Genomic DNA, 22,216 nt, shown 5'->3' on the forward strand with positions numbered 1-22,216 from the left:
TCTTAGTGTTTCTTTTTGTTGATAAGTTTGATTTTACTGGTTAGTTTTTATACATAGATTTACATAGTTTTGAGAGTTTCTCAAACTGAAACTCTTCGAGTAAGTCCCTTATATGAGTACTTGTATCTTTATTTATAGTATTTGAATCAAGTATTTCAAATATTGAGTCTTTATCTAATGTACTTGTATAGTCATCAATTTTTTTTGCAATAGCTTCTTCTAAGATAAACTTTTGCTTTTCTAAAGAAGAGTTATTTTTATAATTAAATTCAATGTTTAAAAGCTTTTCTAGTGTTTTAATAATATCTACTTCCTCAAAAGGTTTAGGCAAAAAGTGATCTGCACCACTATTTAAAGCTTCTTTTTTATCGTCTTCAAAAACATTTGCTGAAATAGCTACTATAGGAATATTTTTAATTTTTTTTATAAGCTTTGTTGCTTCAAGACCATTTAGATTAGGCATTTGAATATCCATAAAGATTAAATCAATAGAGTTATTTTTTAGTTTTTCAATAACCTCTTGTCCATCATTTGCTTCAATAGTTTTAATATTGTATGAATTAAGTAGCTGTACAAGTAAGTCTCTATTTGCTTTTGTATCATCTGCAACAATAACTTGAAAATTTAAATTTTCAGGAATACTTACTTCATACTCTTTATTGATATCTTTTTCTTTAAAATGTTTGATTCTTTGTATTTCAATATTAAACAAAAAGCTACTTCCTTTATTTATTTCACTTGTAACTTCTATTGCTCCTTTCATCTTTTCAATAAGCTCTTTGGTAATGGTAAGCCCTAATCCTGAACCATTATGTTTATGCTTTTTTTCTTCAATTTGTTCAAAGGGTTTAAAAATAAGATTTAATGCATCCTTACTCATTCCTATTCCTGTATCCTTTATCGTTACATAAAGTTTTGAATCTTTCTCTTTTATAAGAGCTTCGATTGTTCCTTGCTTTGTGAACTTTAGGGCATTACCTAAAATATTTATAAATATCTGTTTTAATCTTTTTTCATCACATTTAATATATCTAGGCAAATTTTCATCTTTTTGCAAGTTAAAATTTAAGGCTTTTTCTTGACATCTTGAAGTAAATATTGATTCTATTTCTTCTAAAAAAGAGTATAAATCAAATTCATTTGCTTCTATTTGCAGTTTCCCTGCTTCTATTTTTGCAAATTCCAAAATCTCATTTATCAAAGAAAGTAAATGTTTTCCACTACTATAAATAGTATTGATATTTTGAACTTCTGTTTTATCTATATTTTTAGACTTTTTTAAAAGAGTTGCAAATCCTAAAATTGCATTTAAGGGTGTTCTTAATTCGTGGGACATATTTGTTAGAAATAGTGACTTAGATCTATTTGCTTTTTGTGCTTCAAGGGTCGCTTGTTTTAATTGGTTTTCATACTCTTTTCTTTTTGTAATATCTGAAAAAACAACAACTGACCCTTCTAAAATACTAGAGTCATTACTATAAATAGGAGTACTAACATAATCAATAGGGAAAAGTTGCCCTGTTTTAGAATAAAATGTTTGCTCCTCATTTTGAATAAGCATTAATCTCTCTTTTTGTTGAGCACCTTTTTTAAATAAGTGTTTTCCAATAGTTTTATTTAGATATTTACCAATTAAATCCTTTGAACTATATCCTAATATCTTTGAAGCTGTTGGATTTACAAAAATAAATCTTCCTTTAGCATCAAGACCAAAAATACCCTCACCTGCTAAATCTAGAATTCTTCTATTTTGTTTTTGTGATTCCATTAGTTGAATAGCATTATCTTTAAATACTTCAACTGCTCCAATCATTTCACTTATTTCATCCATAAATACTTTTTGTGGTAAAGCTATATCCATTTTATTTTTAGAAAGTTCAAGCATACCTTTATTTAATATCTCTATTGGATGAATAATTCTATGCAGTATTACAAAAACAAAAGAGAAAACAAAAAGAATAATCAAAAATAAAACAGCAACAGATAGATAAGTCTCCATTGTTTTTACAGTCTGTCTAGCTTCATTAACTCTTTGCTGTGTTCTTGTTTCAAAGGCTTTGTAAAACTTATTTAGAGGTTTCATAATAGCTATCTTTGCTTTATGGTATTTCTCCCCATGCATAATTTGTCTAGCAAGCTTAAAATCAGGCTCTTTTTTTATTGTATAGTTTCCTTTTTTATCTTGGAAAATACCTTTAATGGCATTCATAGCTTTTGTTTCTAGGTTTGTTAAATCATCGGATTCTTGTTGAGATTTGTACAATAAAGCAAGCTCTTCTTCTGGGAAACCTGCTTCTTTCATAAGTTGTCTTAGTGGAGTTTTTTCTCCATCAAGTTTTGGATTTGAGCCTTCAAGTGTATAAAAATCCCAAAAAATTCTATTGTAGTTTAAAGGTCTAGGTTTTTTCCCATTTCTTATATCAAGTACTGTATGAAACTGCTCTTTAAACATCTGCTTACCTGTAATAACATGTGTTCTAGCCATTCTTGTTAAGTCATCACTACTTTGTCTTAACTCATCTGCTAGTACTAAAGAACGATGTTGCATTTTATAGGCAGCTTCTAATTTATCTACTGCTTTTTGATACTCTCCTAAGATAAAAACAACACTTATAAGAGCGGTACTATTGATGATAAGTAAAATAATAAATAGTTGTTTAAGTTTCATACAGCTTGTCTATTTTCTTTCTGTTGTTTTCAGTTATAATAACTAAAAACCAAGATAATATTTGAGGTAATATGATTAAAAAATATACTATCTTAATCGTAGATGATAAGTTAGAAAATTTACAATATTTAAACAAAGTACTTAAAGAAGAGGATTATGATATTAGAGCTACTCCTGATGGAAAAGTAGCACTAGAAGCAGCAAAAAAAAATCCTCCTGATTTGATTCTTTTAGATATAAAAATGCCAAATATGAATGGCTATGAATTATGTAAGCTAATTAAAAAAGAAGAGTGCTTAAAAGACATTCCGATTATATTTATTTCAGCCTTAGATAGTATAAATGACAAGGTACAAGCTTTTGAAGAAGGAGGGGTTGATTATATATTACAAAGCCTTTTGAACCAAAAGAAATACAAGCTAGAATAAAAACCCAATTACAAATTCATAAAAATAAAATAGAAATACAAAGACTTTTGCTACAACAAGATTTATTTGTAAAAAAAATTATGCATGAAGTAAATACACCTATTTCAATAATCTCTTTAAATACCGACTTAATAGAACAACAATATGGACCTTCAAAACAAATTGAAACAATAAAAGCTTCAGTAAAAACTTTATCTTCTATATATGGAGACCTTTCATACAAAATAAAAAAACAATCAAGGGAATATAAAGTAACAAAAATAAATCTTTTAGAGTTTATTAGTTCAAGGGTATTATTCTTTGATGAGTTAGCAAATACAAAAGATATCCATATTAATTTAGAGTATAGCCATGAACTTTATATTTTAATGAATGAATACGAGTTTGAAAGAGTAATAGATAATACTTTAAGTAATGCAATTAAATACAGTAAAGCTTCAAATGAAATAAATATTTTCTTTGGAAAAGAAGAGGGCGAAACAATTATTTTTGTGGAAGATTTTGGAATTGGTATAGAAGATACTACAAAAGTTTTTGATGCTTATTATCAACAATCAAATAAAAAGTTAGGTTTAGGTTTAGGTCTTAATATAGTAAAAGAGATTTGTGATAAATATAATATCGATATTGAAATAAAGAGCAAAAAATCAGTGGGTACAAAGTTTATTTTTAATATTGGTGCTATAGTAAAGGAAGATTGATGAAGATATTTTTATTAGAAGATGATTTTTCTTTAAACAAACTAATTTGTAATGCTTTAGAAGATAGAGGCTTTTTTGTAACTAGTGTAGATGATGGTTATTCTGCAATGACTCATATTTTAAACAACAAATATGATTTATATATTTTAGATATAAATGTTCCTGGTTTTTCTGGACATGAGGTTTTAGAACAAATAAGAAAGGTAAATGAACAACTACCTGTAATAATTGTAAGTGCTCAACTTGACATTGATAATATCTCTAAAGCATATGATTTAGGTTGTAATGATTATTTAAAAAAGCCCTTTGAACTTGAAGAGCTTATTCTTCATATAAAATATCATATAAAAACAATTTTAAAAAATGATGTTGATAACGATATTATAGACTTAGGCTATGGATTAACTTTTGATTCAAAAGACCAAATACTTTATAAATTAGGGCATGAAATTGTACTAACTCATAAGGAGAAACTTCTTCTTACACTTTTTATAAATAATCTTGATAAAACAGTCTCTTCAGAGATGATTCACGAATATGTTTGGGATAATAAAGAGATGGAAGCTGTTAGTATGAGAAGTATGATTCATAAATTACAAAAAAAACTAAAAAGTGGAATGATAGTAAATATTCGGGGTGTTGGTTACAAAATGATAAGGAAAATAAAAGCATAAAATGTAATAATTTAAGCTATTTAATTATACATTTCTTTATTAAGGAAATTTGATGGGTTATATTTTTAGATGTTTTATCTTAATTGTTTTTTTATCCTCTTTATCTTTTGGAAGAAATGATAAGTTGTTCACAAAAAGTGAACTTGACTACATTAATAATAATCCTGTATTAAAAATTTCAATGCTTAACAATTTTGAACCTTTTTCTTTTGAATTAAGAAATAAACATAAAGGTTTTACTTTAGATATTTTAAAAAGAATAGAAAAAATCAGTGGACTAAAGTTTGAGGTAAAAACTTCAAGATGGTCTGATGCTTTAACAAGTTTTAAAGAAAAAGAAGTTGATTTAATATCAGATATCTCTTATACTGATGAAAGAACAGAATATGCTATATACACAAGTCCTTATTATGAGATTCCAACTTTTATATTTGGATTGAAAGCAAATTTAGAATATAAAGATAATAAAAGTTTAATAGGTAAAACTATTGCAGTTTCAAGAAGTACTTTTTATATAAAACAGTTAAAAAAACTTGGTATAAAAGTTTTAGAATTAGATACAAGTTTTGAAAAAGCACAAGCTGTAATTACTGGAAAAGCAGACTATTTTTTAGCTTCATATACTACAGGTCAAAAAGCAATAAGTGATAATACCTTTTATACTTTAAAAGTACATGGGGAGTTTACTTCTATAAAAAAAGAAGACTTAAGATTTGCAACTCATAAAGACAATATTATTTTAAGAGATATAATTGAAAAATCTTTAAATAAAATAGAACCTGAAGAGTTTTCATATTTAGCAAAAAAGTGGATAAATAATAGATTTGACAATCAAATAAATTTTACAGAACAGGAATTGTCTTTTATTAAATCTAATCCAACAATAAAGTACAGTGAAGTAAACTGGAAGCCTTTATCAATTATTGAAGATAATAAAATGAAAGGTATCATGGGGGAGTATTTAGACTTAGTTTCACAAAGAACAGGTTTAAATTTTGAGTTTATACCTTCAAAATCTTGGACTCATGTTTTGCAACAGTTTAAAGAAGGAAAAATTGATTTAGTTCCAGGAGTTGGTTCAAGTCCCCAAGAAAAACAATTAGGTTTAATTTCAAATAGATATGCTAAATATCCTTTTGTTATAGTAACAGATGATAGATATACTTATTTAGATAGTTTAGCTGATTTAAAGAATGCAACAATTGCTGTTCCAAAGTTTTATACAAGTTATAATTTTATAATTAAAAACTATCCTAATATGAAGCTTTTTATAACTGAAGATATTCCAGAAGCTTTAATTGCAGTAGAAAATGGAAAAGCAGATGCTTTTGTTGGTCATATTGCAACTTCTTTGTATTATATTTCTGAATTACATCTAAAAAACTTGAAAGTTGCAGGGACTACTGCATTTGATATCGAACATCACTATTTAATACAAAAAGATATGCCTTTATTATTGTCAATAATTGACAAAGCATTTAATTCTATAACTTTACAAGAAAGAAAAGATATAAATTCTAATTGGATTCAAACAACGGTTGTAGAAAAGAAAATAGACTATAAATTAGTATTCTTAGTTTTCTTTATTTTTATTATCATTCTAACAGTATTTATTTATAGACAAAATATATTAAAAAAATATAACGAAAGACTTAAAGAGTCTTATTCTGATATACAAAGTATTATGAATTCTACAATGGAAGCAATCCTAATTACAGAAAATAGAAAATGTATAGAAGTAAATGATTCTGCAGTTGAACTTTTTGGATATTCATCAAAAGAAGAGATGATTGGACAAGATTTATTGAATTTTATATCAAAAAAACATAGAAGTCTTGTTAAAAATAAAATAAAAAATACAGTAAAAGATCCTTATGAGTTAGAGATTTTAACAGAAAATAGAACAAATATTAAAGCGCTAGGGAAGGGTGTAAACTTAAAGCTTAGTGGGAAAAATGTAAGAATTTCTTCACTTATTGATATCTCTGATATTAAAAATAAAGAAAAACTTTTAATTGAACAATCTAAAATGGCAGCATTAGGTGAAATGATAGGTCATATTGCTCATCAATGGAGACAACCTTTGAGTGTAATAACAGTAATTACAACAAGTTGGGAAGTTTATGAGGAACTAGGAATCTTTGATAAGAAAAAAGTTTTAGATGAGGGTAAATTGATTTTATCTAATGCAAAATATTTATCACAAACTATTGATGACTTTAGACATTTTATAAAAGGTGAAAACTCTTCTTCTGAGTTTAATATTAAAGATTTAATTGATAATTTAATAAGGCTATTAAACCCTTCTATTCAAAATGAACAAATAACTTTAATCTTAAGTAATAAAATAAATAAACAATTAATAGGTGGACAAAATAATATTCTTCAAGCTTTAATAAATATCATAAATAATTCAATTGATATTCTAAAACAAAAAAATGAAGACAAACTTATATTTTTAGAAGTAAAAGAAAATAAAGAAAATAAAGTGCAAATCATTATAAAAGACAATGGTGGCGGAGTAAATGAAAATATTATTAATAAAATCTTTGAGCCATATTTTACAACAAAACACCAATCCCAAGGAACAGGGCTTGGTTTATATATGACATATAATATATTAGAAAAAGCAAATGCTTCTATTGAGGCAAAAAATTGTAAATTCACTTATAATAAAAAAGAGTACAAAGGTCTTAGCTTTACTATTACTTTTTAAGAATAAACTCTTTATCAAACTCTTGATATATATCTTTATTCTTTGAGTATATTTTATAAATTGCACCTTTGTATTTAAACTCTAAATAATTTGCTTGCAACCACAATCTATAAGAACCACTGTGTTTAATTCTTGTTTGTTTAGAAATAGTTTTATTTAAATACTCTTCAGCAACTTCATCACAAACACCATAAATAGGGTCACCTAAAATAGTATGACCGATTGAATTAAGATGTATTCTTATTTGATGTTGTCTTCCTGTAATTGGATTAACTTCTATTAGTGTTAAGTCTTTATCTTTATTGTACTTTAAAGGCTTTACATTAGTTATTGATTCTTTTCCTTCTTCTTTAGAACATGTTGCCATTCTAACGCCAATAGCTTTTCCCTCTTTTTTTAGGTTTTTATCAATAGTTATTTCTTTTTCAAGTTTACCTTTTACAATGGCAAGATAAGCTTTTTTATACTCTTTTTTTTCAAACATAGTTGCGAGGGCATTAGTAGTTTTATTATTACGTCCTACTAAAACTAAACCAGAAGTTTCTGCATCAATTCTATGGGCTTGATTAGCTTTGTCTCCAAAGTGATATCTTATTTCATCCAAAAGTGAATATTCCGTGCTTTTAGATATAGGGTGAATCATTAAGTTAGATGGCTTATCAAAAATAGCAAAATCAGTAAATGTAATAAGAGGATTAAGTCCTCTAGTATGTCCCTCAAAAACAGCCATGTATATATAATCTTCTTCTATAACTTGAGATATCTTATAAGGTACTTTGTTACTATTGAAGATTCTACCACGACTAAGCATACGACTCGATATCTTGGGGCTTAGAGTTAAGTCTTGTAATAATGCAATTTGAATAGTTTTACCTTTAGTAACTGAAAATTTTTTTAAAGTGAATGGCAATATTGTATCCTAGAAATTAAGTAAAATTTTAGGCAAAAGATATACAAAAATTAATATAAAATTTTGGCTAATTTAGATAACATATCATACTAAAAAAATAAGAAGTTTTTAATAAAATTTAATAAATATAGATTACAAGGGATTTGCAAATGGTTGAAAGATATGCCAGAGAAGAAATGAAAAAACATTGGACACAACATGCAAGATATGCTGCATGGCTTGAAGTAGAAAAAGCTGCAGTAAAAGCATGGAATAAATTGGGGCTTATCCCTGATGAAGATTGTAAAAAAATCGTTGAAAATGCTACTTTCTCTGTTGAAAGAATTGAAGAGATTGAAGCAGTTACAAAACACGATTTAATTGCATTTAATACAAGTGTTTCAGAATCACTTGGAGAAGAATCAAGATGGTTCCACTACGGAATGACTTCTTCAGATGCAGTTGATACAGGTGTTGCATTACAAATGAGAGACTCTTTAAAAATTGTTATTGATGATGTAAAGATGTTAATGGAGTCTATTGAAAAAAGAGCCCAAGAGCATAAGTTTACACTAATGGTAGGAAGAAGCCATGGTATCCATGGGGAGCCTATTACATTTGGTCTTACTCTTGCAGTTTGGTATGACGAAATGGCAAGACACCTTAAAAATCTTGAAGAGACTATGGAAGTTATTTCTGTAGGTCAAATCTCTGGAGCTATGGGTAACTTTGCTCACGCTCCATTAGAGCTTGAAGAGTATGCAATGGCAGAACTTGGGCTTAAACCTGAACCTTGTTCAAACCAAGTTGTTCATAGAGATAGATACGCTAGACTTGCAACGGCACTTGCAACAATGGCTTCTTCTATTGAAAAGTTTGCAGTTCAAGTAAGACACTTACAAAGAACAGAAGTTTATGAAGCAGAAGAGTTTTTTGCAAAAGGTCAAAAAGGTTCTTCTGCAATGCCTCACAAAAGAAATCCTATCTTAACTGAAAATATCACAGGTCTTGCAAGAACAATCAGAGCTTATGCAATTCCTGCAATGGAAAATGTTGCATTATGGCATGAAAGAGATATTTCACACTCATCAAGTGAAAGATTCTGGTTACCAGATGCATTTATTACAACTGACTTCATGCTTCATAGAATGAATAATGTAATCGCTAACTTAACAGTTATGCCAGAAAATATGATGAAAAACTTAAACCAAACTGGTGGATTAGTATTCTCACAAAGAGTATTATTAGAACTTCCAAAAGCTGGTGTTTCAAGAGAAGATGCTTATAAAATCGTTCAAAGAAATGCAATGAAAGTTTGGGAAGAGATTCAACAAGGAAAACCAACTACAAATGAAAATGGTGAATCATTATACTTAGGACACTTATTAGCAGATGAAGATTTAAGAGCTAAATTAAGTGAAGAGCAAATTAGAGAGTGTTTTAACTACGACTACTACACTAAAAATGTAGATGCAATTTTCAACAGAGTTTTTAAAAAATAAATAAATTATAATCGAAAAAGGCAAGCAATATGGCAATTATGATTAAAAAAAGAAACGGGAGAAAAGAGGTTTTAGATATCACTAAAATCCAAAAAATGACAATCGATGCAACAAAAGATTTAGATGGAGTATCTCAATCTGAGTTGGAACTTGATGCACAAATTAAGTTTGTTGATGGAATGAGTTCTGCTGATATTCAAGATGCACTGATTAAAACAGCAGTAGAAAAAATTGATATTGATGTTCCAAACTGGACATTTGTAGCAGCAAGACTGTTTTTATTTGACCTTTACCATAGAGTTGGAAAATCAACTCATGGAATCAAAGGTGAGCCATATTGCCATTTAAAAGACTATTTAAGATATGGAAAAGAAGCAGGTAGGTTAATCCCTAATCTTGGTGAAGGTTTCGACTTAGATGATTTAAATGAGTATATAGATTCAGACAGAGACTTATTATTTAACTATCTTGGAATCAAAACTTTATATGATAGATATCTAATCAAAAATAAAGATGGAAATCCAATAGAACTTCCTCAGCATATGTTTATGGCTATTGCTATGTTCTTAGCTCAAAATGAAGAGAATAAACAACAAAGAGCAAAAGAGTTCTATGATGTAGTATCTAAGTTTGAAGTTATGCTTGCAACACCAACATTATCAAATGCAAGAACAAATAGACACCAACTAAGCTCTTGTTATATTGGTTCAAGTCCAGATAATATTGAAGGTATCTTTGATGGATATAAAGAGATGGCATTACTATCTAAATATGGTGGTGGTATTGGTTGGGATTGGAATCAAATCAGAGCCTTAGGTGGTTCTATTGATAGCCATAAAAATGCAGCTGGTGGTACAGTTCCATTCCTTAAAATTACAAACGATATTGCAATTGCAGTTGACCAATTAGGTACTAGAAAAGGTGCAATTGCAGTATATGTTGAACCATGGCATATGGATATTTCAGATTTCATTGATTTAAAAAAGAACTCTGGTGAAGAAAGAAGAAGAGCTCATGATTTATTTCCTTCATTATGGATTACAGACCTATTTATGGAAAGAATTCTAGAAGACTCTCATTGGACTTTATTTGACCCATTTGAAGTAAAAGATTTATCAGAACTTCATGGTGATGAGTTCAAGAAAAGATATGAAGAGTATGAAAATGACGAGTCTATTACAAAAGATAGAATCAAAGCAAAAGATTTATGGAAAAAAATTCTAACTTCTTATTTTGAATCTGGAAGCCCATTTTTATGCTTTAAAGATAATGCAAATAGAGCTAACCCAAATTCTCACGTTGGTCATATTAGGTCTTCAAATCTTTGTACGGAGATTTTCCAAAATACAAACCCTAACCACTATAAAATTAAGTTAGAGTTTGAAGATGGAACAATTGAAACATATGAAGAAGAGGATACTATTCTTATAGATGGTGGACAAGAAAAGAAAGCTAATAAAGTAACTGCACTTGACTCTATAAACGGTAAAAAAGTATTTATAGTTGAAAAAGAGAAAATTGATGGAGATACAGCTGTATGTAACTTAGCATCAGTAAACTTATCTAGAATCAACACAAAAGAAGATATTGAGAGAGTTGTTCCAATTGCAGTTAGAATGCTTGATAATGTAATTGACTTAAACTTCTATCCTCTAAGAAAAGTAAAAGCTACAAACTTAAAATCAAGATCTATTGGTCTTGGTGTTATGGGTGAGTCTCAAATGCTTGCAGAACAAAAGCTTGTATGGGGTAGTGAAGAACACTTTAAGAAGATTGATTCAGTTATGGAAGCAATCTCTTATAATGCAATTAGATCTTCAAGTGAACTTGCAGTTGAAAAAGGTATTTATCCTACATTTGAAGGTTCAAACTGGTCTAAAGGTATTATGCCACATGACCATGCACCACAATCAGTTAATGCACTTGTAGATAAAGACCTATTTGATGCAGGATATGATTGGGAAGTATTAAGAGAACAAGTAAAAACAAATGGTATGAGAAATGGTTACTTAATGGCTATTGCTCCTACATCATCTATTTCGATTCTTGTTGGAACAACACAAGCGATTGAACCAGTTTATAAAAGAAAATGGTTTGAAGAGAACTTATCAGGACTTATTCCTGTAGTTGTACCAAACTTAAGTCCTGAAACTTGGGTTTATTATACACCAGCATATGAAGTAGATCAAATAGATATTATTAAAGCTGCTGCTGTTAGACAAAAATGGATTGACCAGGGGCAAAGTACAAATATCTTTATGAGTTTAGAAAAAGCAAGTGGTAAATATCTACATGAGATTTATACTACAGCTTGGAAGCTAGGTCTTAAATCAACATATTATTTAAGATCTCAATCTCCTGAGGCTTCTAATGATGTTGAGGATAGAAGTATGGAGTGTGCAGGTTGTCAATAAGATAACCTTACACTTTTTATATACAAAAGTCTAAAATTAAAATATATAATGTCAAAAAACAGAGGTAAATAAAAGTGGGAAGAAAAACGATATATAATCCAGATTCTAAAGAGACTTTCAATGAAAGAAGAATCTTTGGGGGAAATCCCGATGGAATGATTAACTTCACTAAAATGAAGTATCAATGGGCTTTAAGACTTTGGGATACGATGGAAGCAAATACATGGTTCCCTAAAGAAGTACAAATGACTGGTGATGCTAAAGATTATAAGTACTTAAGCCCAGCAGAGAAAAGAATGTATGATTTAGTACTTTCTCAATTAATCTTTATGGATTCTTTACAAACAAATAACTTAATGGATAATATTAATCCATATATCACTGTTCCTGAGATTAATGCTTGTTTATCAAGACAATCTTATGAAGAAGCAAATCACTCAAAGTCATACGCAGTTATGGTTGAGTCTATTTCTGATAATACAGATGAGATTTATGATAAGTGGAAAACAGATGAGAAGTTAAGAGAAAAGAATAACTATATTGCAGAGGTTTATCATAACTTAGCAGGGGATATTACTGATCAAAAGATAGTATTAGCTATGTTTGCTAACCAAATCTTAGAAGGATTATATTTCTATGCTGGATTTGCAGCAATGTATGCCCTTGGAAAATCAGGGAAAATGCTTGGTTCTTCTCAAATGATTAGATTTATTCAAAGGGATGAAGTAACTCATTTACTTCTTTTCCAAAATATGATTAACTCTACAAGAAAAGAGAGACCTGATTTATTTACTCCTGAATTAGAACAAATTGTAAGAGGTATGTTTAAAAAAGCAGTAGAACTTGAATCTTCTTGGGGTGCATATATTACTCAAGGACAGATTTTAGGGTTTACAGACGCTATTATCACTCAATATATCCAATATCTTGCAGATAGAAGACTTGAAGCAGTTGGTTATGCTCCTGAGTATAATGTGAAGCATCCTATTCCTTGGGTTGATGGGTATGCAAGTTTTAATGACCAGAGAACTAACTTCTTTGAAGGGAATGTAGTAAACTACTCGAAGGGTTCTATCGACTTCGACGACTTCTAAAAAAAGAGTTTTATTAATAACTCTTTTTTGAAATTTCTGCGTTATCGTGGAAATTTCATCAGTCACTTACTTTAGTAAGCTCCCAATAAAATTGCCACTCTGGCCTTGAACTTTCTAAAAAATAATTCTCACTAAAACTCTTTTCATGTATATGTTTATACTATAAAATAATTATGTCTTATAATAGAATTATAGTATTTATAAGCATATGGTTTTTTGATAAAATATGAAATGTTTTAATCAATTAATTAAAAAGTGTAGCAATATTTTGAAATTTTGCGTTAACATAAAAACTTTTTTATAGTAAATTCTACAAAATATAAAGTATAAGAGATAATAATTATGTAGATAATATCGTATCTGTATCAGCACTTCTGTAAAAAAATAATTTTATTATACTATAATTAAACTATACTAAAGCCCCATTATAAGGTACTTTGTGTTTGACATTTATAAAAAAATAATGTATACTCTGTTTGTGCTATATTTGATATAGTGATTTTATAATGTGATGTAATATCAGAAAGGAAAAATGTGGTTAACTTTATCATAAAAATAATTATCAAAAAAAAATAAGTAAGATAAAAGAGTTATAAAACTTTTATCTCTACTCATGTGGTTATGAATAATGACATAAATAGTCTTTTATATTTCTTTAAATACTTAGTTAGTTTATTGCACAATTGCAAGAATGAGTCCAGCCTTTGTTAAAGCCGAGTGTTTTAGAATAGTTTTTGGAAAAGAACGAGTATGTTTGAATAAAAAGAGTGACTAACTCACTCTTTTTATGAGTTACGCAGTTCAAAAAATTATGATAAAACAAGAGGGAAGTCGCTAGACCTTTGGCAACATGGCTGGTTGCTTTTTGCGATACTTTTTTCAACAAAAAAGTATCATCCACAAAGGCTTTAGCCTTTATAGTGCTAATATTATTTTGTAACTTGAATGAAACCAAGCCCTAATAAAATTATAATATCAAATATAAAAAAGGGTAAATCATGACACTAAAATATGAGAGCGGTTTTTTATTCTTAAGTATGAGTATTAGTTACTTTACAACAGCATATCTAAGTTACTTTTTCATATACTAACGGAATAACTGAATACTTAATAGACATTTTTTTACTACCAAAGTATACAAAAACAGTGTAAACTGTTATATATAATCAAAGGAGAAATTATGGAAACAAGATACGAAAGTCAAGTTTTATTTCTAGGATTATCATTAGTTTATTATACTACGGCATTAGCAACATATATTTTTATTTATTAGTACTTATATTTTCTATTCTTTCAGGTTTTGCAAAATAGTAACCTTGGAATAGTTTACAACCTAAATTTACTAAAAATTTATATTGCTCTTTAGTTTCTACACCTTCAGCAACTACTTGCAAGTTTAAAGCTTCTGCAAATAAAAGTATGCTTTTAACAATAGCTTCATCAGCTTTATTTTCCAATATATTACTTACAAAAGACCTATCTATTTTGATTTGATTTAAAGGTAACTCTCTTAGATATTGTAAAGAAGAGTAGCCAGTTCCAAAATCATCTAAAGATACTTGAACCCCTAGTTTTTTTATTTTAAGCATTTTATCTTTTACTTCTTCAAGGCTTTTTGCAAGAATAGATTCTGTTAATTCTACTTTTAGAAGATTTGCATTTACTTTATACTGTTTTATATACATTTTGATTGTATCAATAAAATCCTCTTCTAGAAACTGTTTTGCACTAATATTAATAGCAATGACCCAATTTGATGTTTCTTTAGCTTTTTGCCATGTTTCTAGCTGTTTACAGGCAGTTTTTATAACCCATGAGCCAATAGGAATAATCAATCCAGTCTTTTCAGCAATTGGAATAAAACTATCAGGGGGAATAATACCTTCCTCAGGGTGTATCCATCTAATTAATGCTTCTGCTCCATATACATGATTTTCATCATCATATTGTAGTTGATAAAATAATTCAAAATGCTCCTCATCAATTGCTTTTATAAGTTGTGAATATGTATCAAGATGATTTTGTGCCATATTTTGTGCTTGTTTATCAAAATAAGAGAATCTTTTTTCCTCTTTTTTTGCTTGATGTAAAGCAGAGTCTGCTTGTTTTAATAGTTCATTTGCACCTTTACAGTTTTTATTATAAATTGATAATCCAGCATAGACCATAGGATTTATAGTTTTATCTTCTATTTTTATTTCTTCGGATAAAGTATTTACTAAGAACTCTGCTAAAAGCTTGGCTTCAATGGAAGCTTGGTTTTTGTGTTCATGAATATGTGGAAACCAAACTGCAAATTCATCTCCTGTTACTCTAGCTATCATTGAAGCATCATTAAATATTTTTTTTGTTTTTAAAGTAATTGCTTCGAGTACTTTATCTCCTATGCTATATCCATAGGCATCATTAATAATTTTAAAGTCTCTTAAATCAAAACAAATAAGTAATCCCCATCTAAACTGTTGTTTTTTATTTAGATGTGTTTGTATCTCATTTAAAAGCATTTCTTTGTTTGCTAATCCAGTTAAAGAATCATACTGTTTTAGGTACTCAACTTTTGCTTCTGTCTCTTTTTGTATTGTTAAATCAATAAAAGATGCCACATAATAAATTACATTTAAATCATCATCTAAAACAGCTTGAATTGTAAGGTGTTCTGGATAGATTGTTCCATCTTTATGTTTGTTGTATATTTCACCACTCCAGTGATTGTATTTGTGTAATTTTTTTTTCATCTCTTTATAGAAATTTTCATCTTGATATCCAGATCTTAAAATACTAGGAGTTTTCCCTATAACTTCCTCTTTTTCATATCCAGAAATTTTAGTAAAGGCTTTATTTACTTGAAGAATTATCTCATTTGCGTCTGTAATCATCATTCCACTTCTTGTCTCAAAAGCAGCAGCAGCTATTTTTTCAACTTTCTGTGAATTTTCTATCCTTTGAAGCATATAGTTTATTTCATCATAAAGTTTACCTATTTCATTATCTTCTTTAGTCTTAGCCCTGTTTTTTAAAGAATCAATAATATCAATCTTACTTAAAAAAGATACTAACTTTAAGATAGGTTCTGTAAATCTTTTTGCAAAGAAGTTAGCAAGGACAAAAGATAAAAGAAGTAAAACTAAAGAAATAGTTATTAAAATAGGAATATCTCTTTTTACAATATCTGATAAGTTTTTTACTTTGAAGTTTAATTCTACAACCCCTAGTTTAGTACCTTGATATCTAGCATCAGCATAAAGTTTTAAAAGATTGTCTTTTATGTCATTTACTTTTTTATAATCATTAGGTAAAGGCTTTACTTCAAGGTCTTTATTATTTTTGTTGTATTGGAAGATAGCTTTATTATCTAATTTATATAGAATCATTGAATCAATATTATCAAAAGATTTTAACTTACTTGTTATATCAGCTGCAACGGCTATTTCTTTTAATAAAACAAGTTTCGCAATATCTTGACTTAGTATTTTTGCAACTGTTCTTGAAAGCTCAATAGTTTTTGTTTGTTGAGACTTCATATTCCAGTAAACAAAACTAGAATATCCAACTATACCAGTTATTAAAGTAACCAGTAAAATCATTAAAGTTAGTCTTCTTTTTATTGAACCTCTGTAGTGTTTTTTTGTCATTTTACTTTGAAGGGTTTTCTATAGGAACTGCTTCATCGTTCCCCCATTCTGCCCATGAACCGTCATATACGCTAGCTTTATAACCTAATTCTTGAAGAACGATATAATTTAGTGCAGCTTCTGCCCCACCATCACAGTAAAGGATAATCTCTTTATCTTTTGGGATATCTTTATATAAAGTCTCTAGTTTATCAAGATTTTTTATTTTATTACCAGTTGTAGTAACTTGGTAGTTTTGAGTACAGGCATAGTTTTGTGCAGTTGGAATATGTCCAAATCTTTTTGCAATTGATTCTTTACCTAAGTAATGTGACTCTTTTCTTCCATCAATAATTGTCTTTTTGCCAATAGAAAGTAGGGTACTTAGTTTTGTTTGAACTTTGGTATTATCTACTCTTGGCGTAAAATTACTTTTTCTAGGGACAAAGGGCTTTTCACTAAGAGTAAAACTATCTTCTTCCCAGTTTTTGTAGCCTACTTTTAAGATACCAACATTATTGTGTCCTAATATTTCAAGTATCCAATAAAGTCTTGCAGACCAAATAAAACTACCGTCATCATAAGCAACAACCAAAGAATCATTTTTTATTCCTGCATCAGAAAAAAGTACTTGAAGTTTTTCTATATTTGGCATAAAGAATTTTTTATCAAAAAGATTTTCTAATGCTGGGATATTAAATGCATTTTTTATGTGATTCTTATTATATAGTTCTTCATTTCTTAAATCTAATAATACAAGATTCGGGTTTGAAATATTTTGTTTTAACCAAGCAATATCAACAATTGAGGGCATATTTTTTTCAGTAGCAAAAAGTGAAATACTAAAGATACAAATTAAGAAGATTTTTTTTACCATTTTAGTGGCCTTTATAGTAAAATAAATATAATTATATCCACTATTTTCTTAAGTTCTTAGCTTTAATTCTTTAATTTAAACTACAATTAAGTTATAACTCTAGCTTATATCCAATGCCTTTTATATTTATAATTGAATCTTTTCCTAAAATCTTTCTTATATTCTTTATATATGTTCTTACTGTGGTATCTGTAGGGGTATCATCATAAACCCAGTTATTAAGTGCAATTTCTTCTATTGATACTGCTTTATTTGAGTGTTTTAAAAGATATTCAAAAACTTTTGCTTCAGTTTTTGATAGTTGGAACTTTTTATCTTTTATAAAAATAGTTTTCAAATCATAATCATAAGAAATATCATTATTTATCTTTTGTTCTTCTTTTGATTCTATTTTTCTTAATCTTTTGATATTATCAATTCTAAGTTTTAATTCACTTAAGTGAAAAGGTTTTCTTATGTAGTCATCAGCTCCTGCATTAAAACCTTTTTCCATATCTTTTGTAGTATGTAGTGAAGTTATAAAGATAGTTGGAATATCAATGGAGTTTGATTTTAAATTTTTTAATAAATCAAAACCACTTATTGAAGGTACATTTACATCTAAAATAAGTAAATCAAAGTGTTGCTCGTAAATAAGTTCATATGCTTCTTGTCCATCATAGGTAGAGATAACTTCATATTTTAGTTCTTCTAAAAACTCTTCTATGATTTCATGTAAAAGAGTATCATCTTCTAGTAATAATATTTTCATTTTAAACTCCATAATAAAGTATATAAATTACACGTGGAAGTTATGTGGAAAATGTTATAATCAATTTTCAAAAGGAGTATACCATAGATTTAACAAGAAGTGAAAAGCTTACCTTTATAAGATTTTTATCTTTATATTTAGGAGCTTCATTTATTTTATTATTACTATTATCATTGTTATATTATCAAAATGAGAAAACTCTACACCTTGATTTAGCTAAAACAAAAATGGAAAATATCTCTTCTCAAATAGCTGCAAAAGTTATCTTTTCTCATATGATGGAAACAAAATTAAATATTGATGATTATTTAAGTATGAAGCAGTATGAAATAGCTTTTTATGATAGAGATGGTAAAAAAATCCTTGGAAATTTTAATGATGAAATAAAACTAGAAAATGGTTTTTACCAAAAAGATAATAACTACATCTTGGTTGATAATTCTACTTTTGGTCACCTTGGTATCTTTCATATTGCAATAAAAGATAAACTTTTCCATACTTTAGCTAATAACACTAGAAATAAAGTATTAATTGTATTTTTAATCACTTACTCTTTAATTGCTCTTATTGGTTTCTTTTTAGCAAAACTATTTATTAAACCTATAAAAGATGAGAGGGAAAAGCTAAACAATTTTATAAAAGATACAACCCATGAATTAAATACTCCTATTAGTGCTATTTTAATGTCTTCAGAAAGTGACAATCTTAGCTCAAAACAGCTTGAAAGAGTAAAACTAGCAGTTCATAGAATCTCAGAAATCTATAGTGATTTAACTTATATTTTTTTAGAAGAAAAAGATGAGAATAGGGTTCTAGAAGAGCTTGAACTAAAAACTTTAATAGAAGAACAACTTAAGTACTTTGAAGTAATAGCATTAAAAAGAAAAATAACTATTCATTTAGATTTAGAAGAGTTCTTCTATAAAATTGATAAAAATGATTTTATAAGACTATTTAATAATATCCTTTCAAATGCTATTAAATACAACAAAAAAGAGGGTGAAGTCTTTATTTCTTTAAAAGATTCAACACTTAGTATAAAAGATACAGGTATTGGTATTGAAAAGAAAAAAATAGATGATATCTTTAATAGATATTATAGAGCTACTAAAGAGCAAGGTGGCTTTGGAATAGGGCTAAATATAGTTCAAAATATCTGCAAAGAGTATGATATAAACTTTAATGTAACTTCCCAAGAAAGAAAAGAGACTACTTTTACTTTCAAATTTTAATTTCCACACATCCTCCATAAATAACAACTACACTTCTTGGAATAAAATCTAAGGAGACAAAATGAAACTATTGAAAATATTTTCAATGATTGCACTTTTAATAGGTGTTCTAAACGCAGACCCAATTGACTTAAGTGGAAGTAAAGACGGGTATGATGTAACTTTAAAAACAGAAAAAACATTAGTAGTTGGAGATAACTATTTTTATGTAACACTATCAAAAGATGGAAAACCTGTAACAGATGCAAAAGTAAAAGCAAAATTCTTTATGCCAGAAATGCCTGGAATGCCATATATGGAGTATGTAGGAAAAGCAAAATTAGTTGATGGTAAATATAAAATGTTAATTAACTTAACAATGAGTGGTACTTGGCAGTATCATCTAATGTTTAAAACTGCTGATGGAAAAGTACACAAACTTAGATCTAGTGTAAATTTATAATGTTAAAGCAATCTCTTATTCTCATCTTGTTTTTTAGTCTATTTACTAATTCTATTTATGCAAAGGAAGTAAAGCAAGTAGTAAAGGAAGCTATTAATAAAAATAGTTCCCTGCAAGCTTTAGAGCAAACAATTGCTTTAGCAAAAGAGCAAATAAACTTAGCTTCAAAATGGCAAAACCCAGTTTTGAGTTTTGGAGCAAATGATATACAGTTTGATGATATCTCTAAAAGAGATTTAGAACCTATGCAAGCACAGTTTATTGGTCTTAATCAGATTATACCAATAGGTAATAAAAAAGAGTTAGAAGAAGAGATTGCAAGGGATGATTATGAGCTTTCAAAGCTAGTATTAGCAGATAAAAAGCTTGAGTTAGAATCAAAAATATATGAATATATTTATAATATAAAGTTAGTTGAAGAAAGAGTTACTCTTTTTTCTAAGTTAAAGCAGAATGTTGCAGAACTACAAAATCTTTTAGAAGAGTTTTACAAATATAATAAAGCAAGTCAGATAGATATAATAAAAGTTCAGACATTGTATGATGAACTTGATATAAGCGAACAAAAATTAAACAATAATCTTAGGGTTTTTAAACTTCAGTTAGAACAATTAACATATACAAAGTTTAAAGATATTGATATCAGTACTAAGTTACAGAAACTTACTTTAGTAAATAATATTGATTCACACCCTAAGATTTTACAGCTAGAAAAAAATATTAAAAAATTTAATACTACTTCAAAATTTGAAGAGGAAAAGAAAAACTCAGATATAAACTTTGCAGTTAAATATTTTCAAAGAGATAGTAAATATGAAGACTATATAAATGTAAGTGTTGCAATTCCTCTTTCTGTTTATGGAAGTGAAAATATAAAAGCACGAAAAGCAAAACACAAAGCAAGTGAATATAAAAATCTTTTAGAAGATTCAAAATTAAAATTTACAAATCAAATTAAAATTTTACAAAGTAATATTGATAATGCTTTTTATTCATATAGAAAAATAAATGAAAGCATAATTCCAAAATACAATCAAATTCAAAAAACACTTGAAAGTTATAACAGATTTTCATCATTAAAGAAAATTGATTCAAAAGAGTTGATTAAAAACCTAAATGAATTAATCAAGTATAAACTAAAAGCAATTGATGAAAAACAGAAATTTTATACAAATTTAGCAAATTCTATCTATTTTACAAAGGTTAATTAATGAAAAAATACATACTAGTCCTATTTTTAGGGGCTTGCATATTAAATGCTGAAATTCTTGAAATAAAGCAGTTGTTCAATAAAAAGCTTGTCAAAGTACAAAAAGAGCAAATAGGGCCTTTAAAAAGCTTTTATGGACGTCTTACTTTTGATGAATCATTAACTTTTGATGTTGTAAGTAGATTTGATGGATATATAACAAAATTAGATGCTAATAAACTTTATTCTATGGCAAAAAAAAATGAACCTCTTTTTTCAATCTATTCAGATGAGGTAAGTTCAATAATTCAAGAAATTAATATTGCAAAAAAATTTAACAAAAGTTTAGTAAAAAGTAATATTAATAAATTAAAAGCTTTAGCTGTAGATAATAAAGAGATAAAAAGAATTGTAAAAGGGAAAGAAGAGATTTCTGAAATTGCATTTTATTCTCCTTATGATTCCCTTGTTATAAAAAAAGAGATAAATAATGGAAGTTTTGTAAAAAAAGGAAGTCTTTTACTTCAACTTGCATCTTTAGAAAAACTTTGGGTTATAGCAAGTGTATATCAAAAGGATTTGTCTTTTATAAATAAAGGTCTTAAAGCAAAAGTTTATATAGATGGATTTGATGAACCAGTTGTTTCAACAGTTGACTATATCTATCCTACAGTAGATGAGACAAATAAAAGTGTTGATGTAAGACTTGTAATAGATAACAAGGATTTAAAGTACTCACCAAATATGTTTGCTAAAGTTGATATAAAGCAAAATAATAAAGAAATTCTAACTTTACCTAAGACGGCAGTTTTACAAAAAGGAAGTAAACATTATGTTTTCCAATACCTTTCTGAGTCAGAGTATGAACCAATAGAAGTTACTGCAAAAAGAATATCTTCTAAGAAGTATGAAATTATTGATGGAATCCAAGAAGGACAAAGTGTTATTAATAATGCTTTATTCTTACTTGATTCAGATGCTATTACTAATGGACTTTATAGTTCAGATGATGATGACTGGTAGGAATT

At 27.9% G+C, this 22,216-nt stretch carries 16 protein-coding genes; 11 read left to right on the top strand and 5 right to left on the bottom strand.

The features are described from left to right. Positions 1-40 precede the first annotated feature (40 nt). Positions 41-2,668, bottom strand: coding sequence for a response regulator (locus CRV01_RS00740; protein WP_129006086.1), 2,628 nt, complete (start codon positions 2,666-2,668; stop codon positions 41-43). Positions 2,669-2,739: 71 nt separating this feature from the next. Here CRV01_RS00740 and CRV01_RS13795 point away from each other — a divergent pair, with 71 nt between their 5' ends. The 4 genes from CRV01_RS13795 to CRV01_RS00755 all read left to right on the top strand — a co-directional run bounded on the left by CRV01_RS13795 (position 2,740) and on the right by CRV01_RS00755 (position 7,187). Next, complete coding sequence (locus tag CRV01_RS13795; protein ID WP_258238274.1) at positions 2,740-3,096, top strand: response regulator; 357 nt, start codon at positions 2,740-2,742, stop codon at positions 3,094-3,096. Positions 3,097-3,176: 80 nt separating this feature from the next. Beyond that, positions 3,177-3,797 (top strand): HAMP domain-containing sensor histidine kinase, encoded by a 621-nt coding sequence (locus CRV01_RS13800; RefSeq protein WP_258238275.1) that lies wholly within the window; start codon positions 3,177-3,179, stop codon positions 3,795-3,797. Beyond that, complete coding sequence (locus tag CRV01_RS00750) at positions 3,797-4,471, top strand: response regulator transcription factor (RefSeq protein ID WP_129006088.1); 675 nt, start codon at positions 3,797-3,799, stop codon at positions 4,469-4,471. Before CRV01_RS13800 ends, CRV01_RS00750 begins: the two co-directional genes overlap by 1 nt. Before the next feature lie 52 nt (positions 4,472-4,523). Then, a complete protein-coding gene (locus CRV01_RS00755; RefSeq protein WP_129006090.1) occupies positions 4,524-7,187 on the top strand; it encodes a transporter substrate-binding domain-containing protein in 2,664 nt (887 codons plus the stop codon). Here CRV01_RS00755 and CRV01_RS00760 read toward each other — a convergent pair. Then, positions 7,177-8,097, bottom strand: a complete 921-nt coding sequence (locus CRV01_RS00760; RefSeq protein ID WP_129006092.1) for an RluA family pseudouridine synthase — start codon at positions 8,095-8,097, stop codon at positions 7,177-7,179. The two genes, CRV01_RS00755 and CRV01_RS00760, sit on opposite strands and share 11 nt — an antisense overlap. A gap of 149 nt (positions 8,098-8,246) precedes the next feature. Between CRV01_RS00760 and purB the strand changes: the two genes are divergently transcribed. The 3 genes from purB (at position 8,247) to CRV01_RS00775 (ending at position 13,086) form a co-directional block, all read left to right on the top strand. Further along, positions 8,247-9,578, top strand: a complete 1,332-nt coding sequence (purB, locus tag CRV01_RS00765; protein WP_129006094.1) for an adenylosuccinate lyase — start codon at positions 8,247-8,249, stop codon at positions 9,576-9,578. A 29-nt stretch (positions 9,579-9,607) separates the two neighbouring features. Continuing rightward, a complete protein-coding gene (locus CRV01_RS00770; RefSeq protein WP_129006096.1) occupies positions 9,608-11,992 on the top strand; it encodes a ribonucleoside-diphosphate reductase subunit alpha in 2,385 nt (794 codons plus the stop codon). Positions 11,993-12,066: 74 nt separating this feature from the next. Continuing rightward, positions 12,067-13,086 carry a ribonucleotide-diphosphate reductase subunit beta gene (locus CRV01_RS00775; protein WP_129006098.1) on the top strand — a complete coding sequence of 340 codons (1,020 nt, stop codon included), beginning with the start codon at positions 12,067-12,069 and terminating at the stop codon, positions 13,084-13,086. Positions 13,087-14,348: 1,262 nt separating this feature from the next. Here the strand turns inward: CRV01_RS00775 and CRV01_RS00780 are convergent. The 3 genes from CRV01_RS00780 to CRV01_RS00790 form a co-directional block, all read right to left on the bottom strand. Next, positions 14,349-16,718 (bottom strand): bifunctional diguanylate cyclase/phosphodiesterase, encoded by a 2,370-nt coding sequence (locus CRV01_RS00780; RefSeq protein WP_129006100.1) that lies wholly within the window; start codon positions 16,716-16,718, stop codon positions 14,349-14,351. Between the two features lies 1 nt (position 16,719). Continuing rightward, the gene (locus CRV01_RS00785; protein ID WP_129006102.1) at positions 16,720-17,574 is read right to left on the bottom strand and encodes a sulfurtransferase; all 855 of its coding nucleotides are present in this window, start codon (positions 17,572-17,574) and stop codon (positions 16,720-16,722) included. Between the two features lie 91 nt (positions 17,575-17,665). Continuing rightward, positions 17,666-18,325, bottom strand: coding sequence for a response regulator transcription factor (locus CRV01_RS00790; protein WP_129006104.1), 660 nt, complete (start codon positions 18,323-18,325; stop codon positions 17,666-17,668). Between the two features lie 44 nt (positions 18,326-18,369). Between CRV01_RS00790 and CRV01_RS00795 the strand changes: the two genes are divergently transcribed. From CRV01_RS00795 to CRV01_RS00810, 4 genes are all read left to right on the top strand, one after another. Continuing rightward, the gene (locus CRV01_RS00795) at positions 18,370-19,557 is read left to right on the top strand and encodes a HAMP domain-containing sensor histidine kinase (protein WP_258238276.1); all 1,188 of its coding nucleotides are present in this window, start codon (positions 18,370-18,372) and stop codon (positions 19,555-19,557) included. 61 nt (positions 19,558-19,618) lie between these two features. Beyond that, positions 19,619-19,999 carry a FixH family protein gene (locus CRV01_RS00800; protein WP_129006106.1) on the top strand — a complete coding sequence of 127 codons (381 nt, stop codon included), beginning with the start codon at positions 19,619-19,621 and terminating at the stop codon, positions 19,997-19,999. Further along, positions 19,999-21,210 (top strand): TolC family protein, encoded by a 1,212-nt coding sequence (locus CRV01_RS00805; protein WP_129006108.1) that lies wholly within the window; start codon positions 19,999-20,001, stop codon positions 21,208-21,210. Before CRV01_RS00800 ends, CRV01_RS00805 begins: the two co-directional genes overlap by 1 nt. Further along, positions 21,210-22,211: an efflux RND transporter periplasmic adaptor subunit gene (locus CRV01_RS00810; protein WP_129006110.1), complete on the top strand. Its 1,002-nt coding sequence runs from the start codon at positions 21,210-21,212 to the stop codon at positions 22,209-22,211. Before CRV01_RS00805 ends, CRV01_RS00810 begins: the two co-directional genes overlap by 1 nt. Positions 22,212-22,216 lie beyond the last annotated feature (5 nt).

The organism is Arcobacter sp. CECT 8983 (genome assembly GCF_004118855.1).
Lineage (GTDB): Bacteria > Campylobacterota > Campylobacteria > Campylobacterales > Arcobacteraceae > Halarcobacter.

Coding starts and splice junctions, on each gene's coding strand:
- CRV01_RS00740 (WP_129006086.1), bottom strand. CDS start 2,668: ATGAAACTTAAACAACTATTTATTATTTTACTTATCATCAATAGTACC.
- CRV01_RS13795 (WP_258238274.1), top strand. CDS start 2,740: ATGATTAAAAAATATACTATCTTAATCGTAGATGATAAGTTAGAAAAT.
- CRV01_RS13800 (WP_258238275.1), top strand. CDS start 3,177: ATGCATGAAGTAAATACACCTATTTCAATAATCTCTTTAAATACCGAC.
- CRV01_RS00750 (WP_129006088.1), top strand. CDS start 3,797: ATGAAGATATTTTTATTAGAAGATGATTTTTCTTTAAACAAACTAATT.
- CRV01_RS00755 (WP_129006090.1), top strand. CDS start 4,524: ATGGGTTATATTTTTAGATGTTTTATCTTAATTGTTTTTTTATCCTCT.
- purB (WP_129006094.1), top strand. CDS start 8,247: ATGGTTGAAAGATATGCCAGAGAAGAAATGAAAAAACATTGGACACAA.
- CRV01_RS00770 (WP_129006096.1), top strand. CDS start 9,608: ATGGCAATTATGATTAAAAAAAGAAACGGGAGAAAAGAGGTTTTAGAT.
- CRV01_RS00780 (WP_129006100.1), bottom strand. CDS start 16,718: ATGACAAAAAAACACTACAGAGGTTCAATAAAAAGAAGACTAACTTTA.
- CRV01_RS00785 (WP_129006102.1), bottom strand. CDS start 17,574: ATGGTAAAAAAAATCTTCTTAATTTGTATCTTTAGTATTTCACTTTTT.
- CRV01_RS00790 (WP_129006104.1), bottom strand. CDS start 18,325: ATGAAAATATTATTACTAGAAGATGATACTCTTTTACATGAAATCATA.
- CRV01_RS00800 (WP_129006106.1), top strand. CDS start 19,619: ATGAAACTATTGAAAATATTTTCAATGATTGCACTTTTAATAGGTGTT.
- CRV01_RS00805 (WP_129006108.1), top strand. CDS start 19,999: ATGTTAAAGCAATCTCTTATTCTCATCTTGTTTTTTAGTCTATTTACT.
- CRV01_RS00810 (WP_129006110.1), top strand. CDS start 21,210: ATGAAAAAATACATACTAGTCCTATTTTTAGGGGCTTGCATATTAAAT.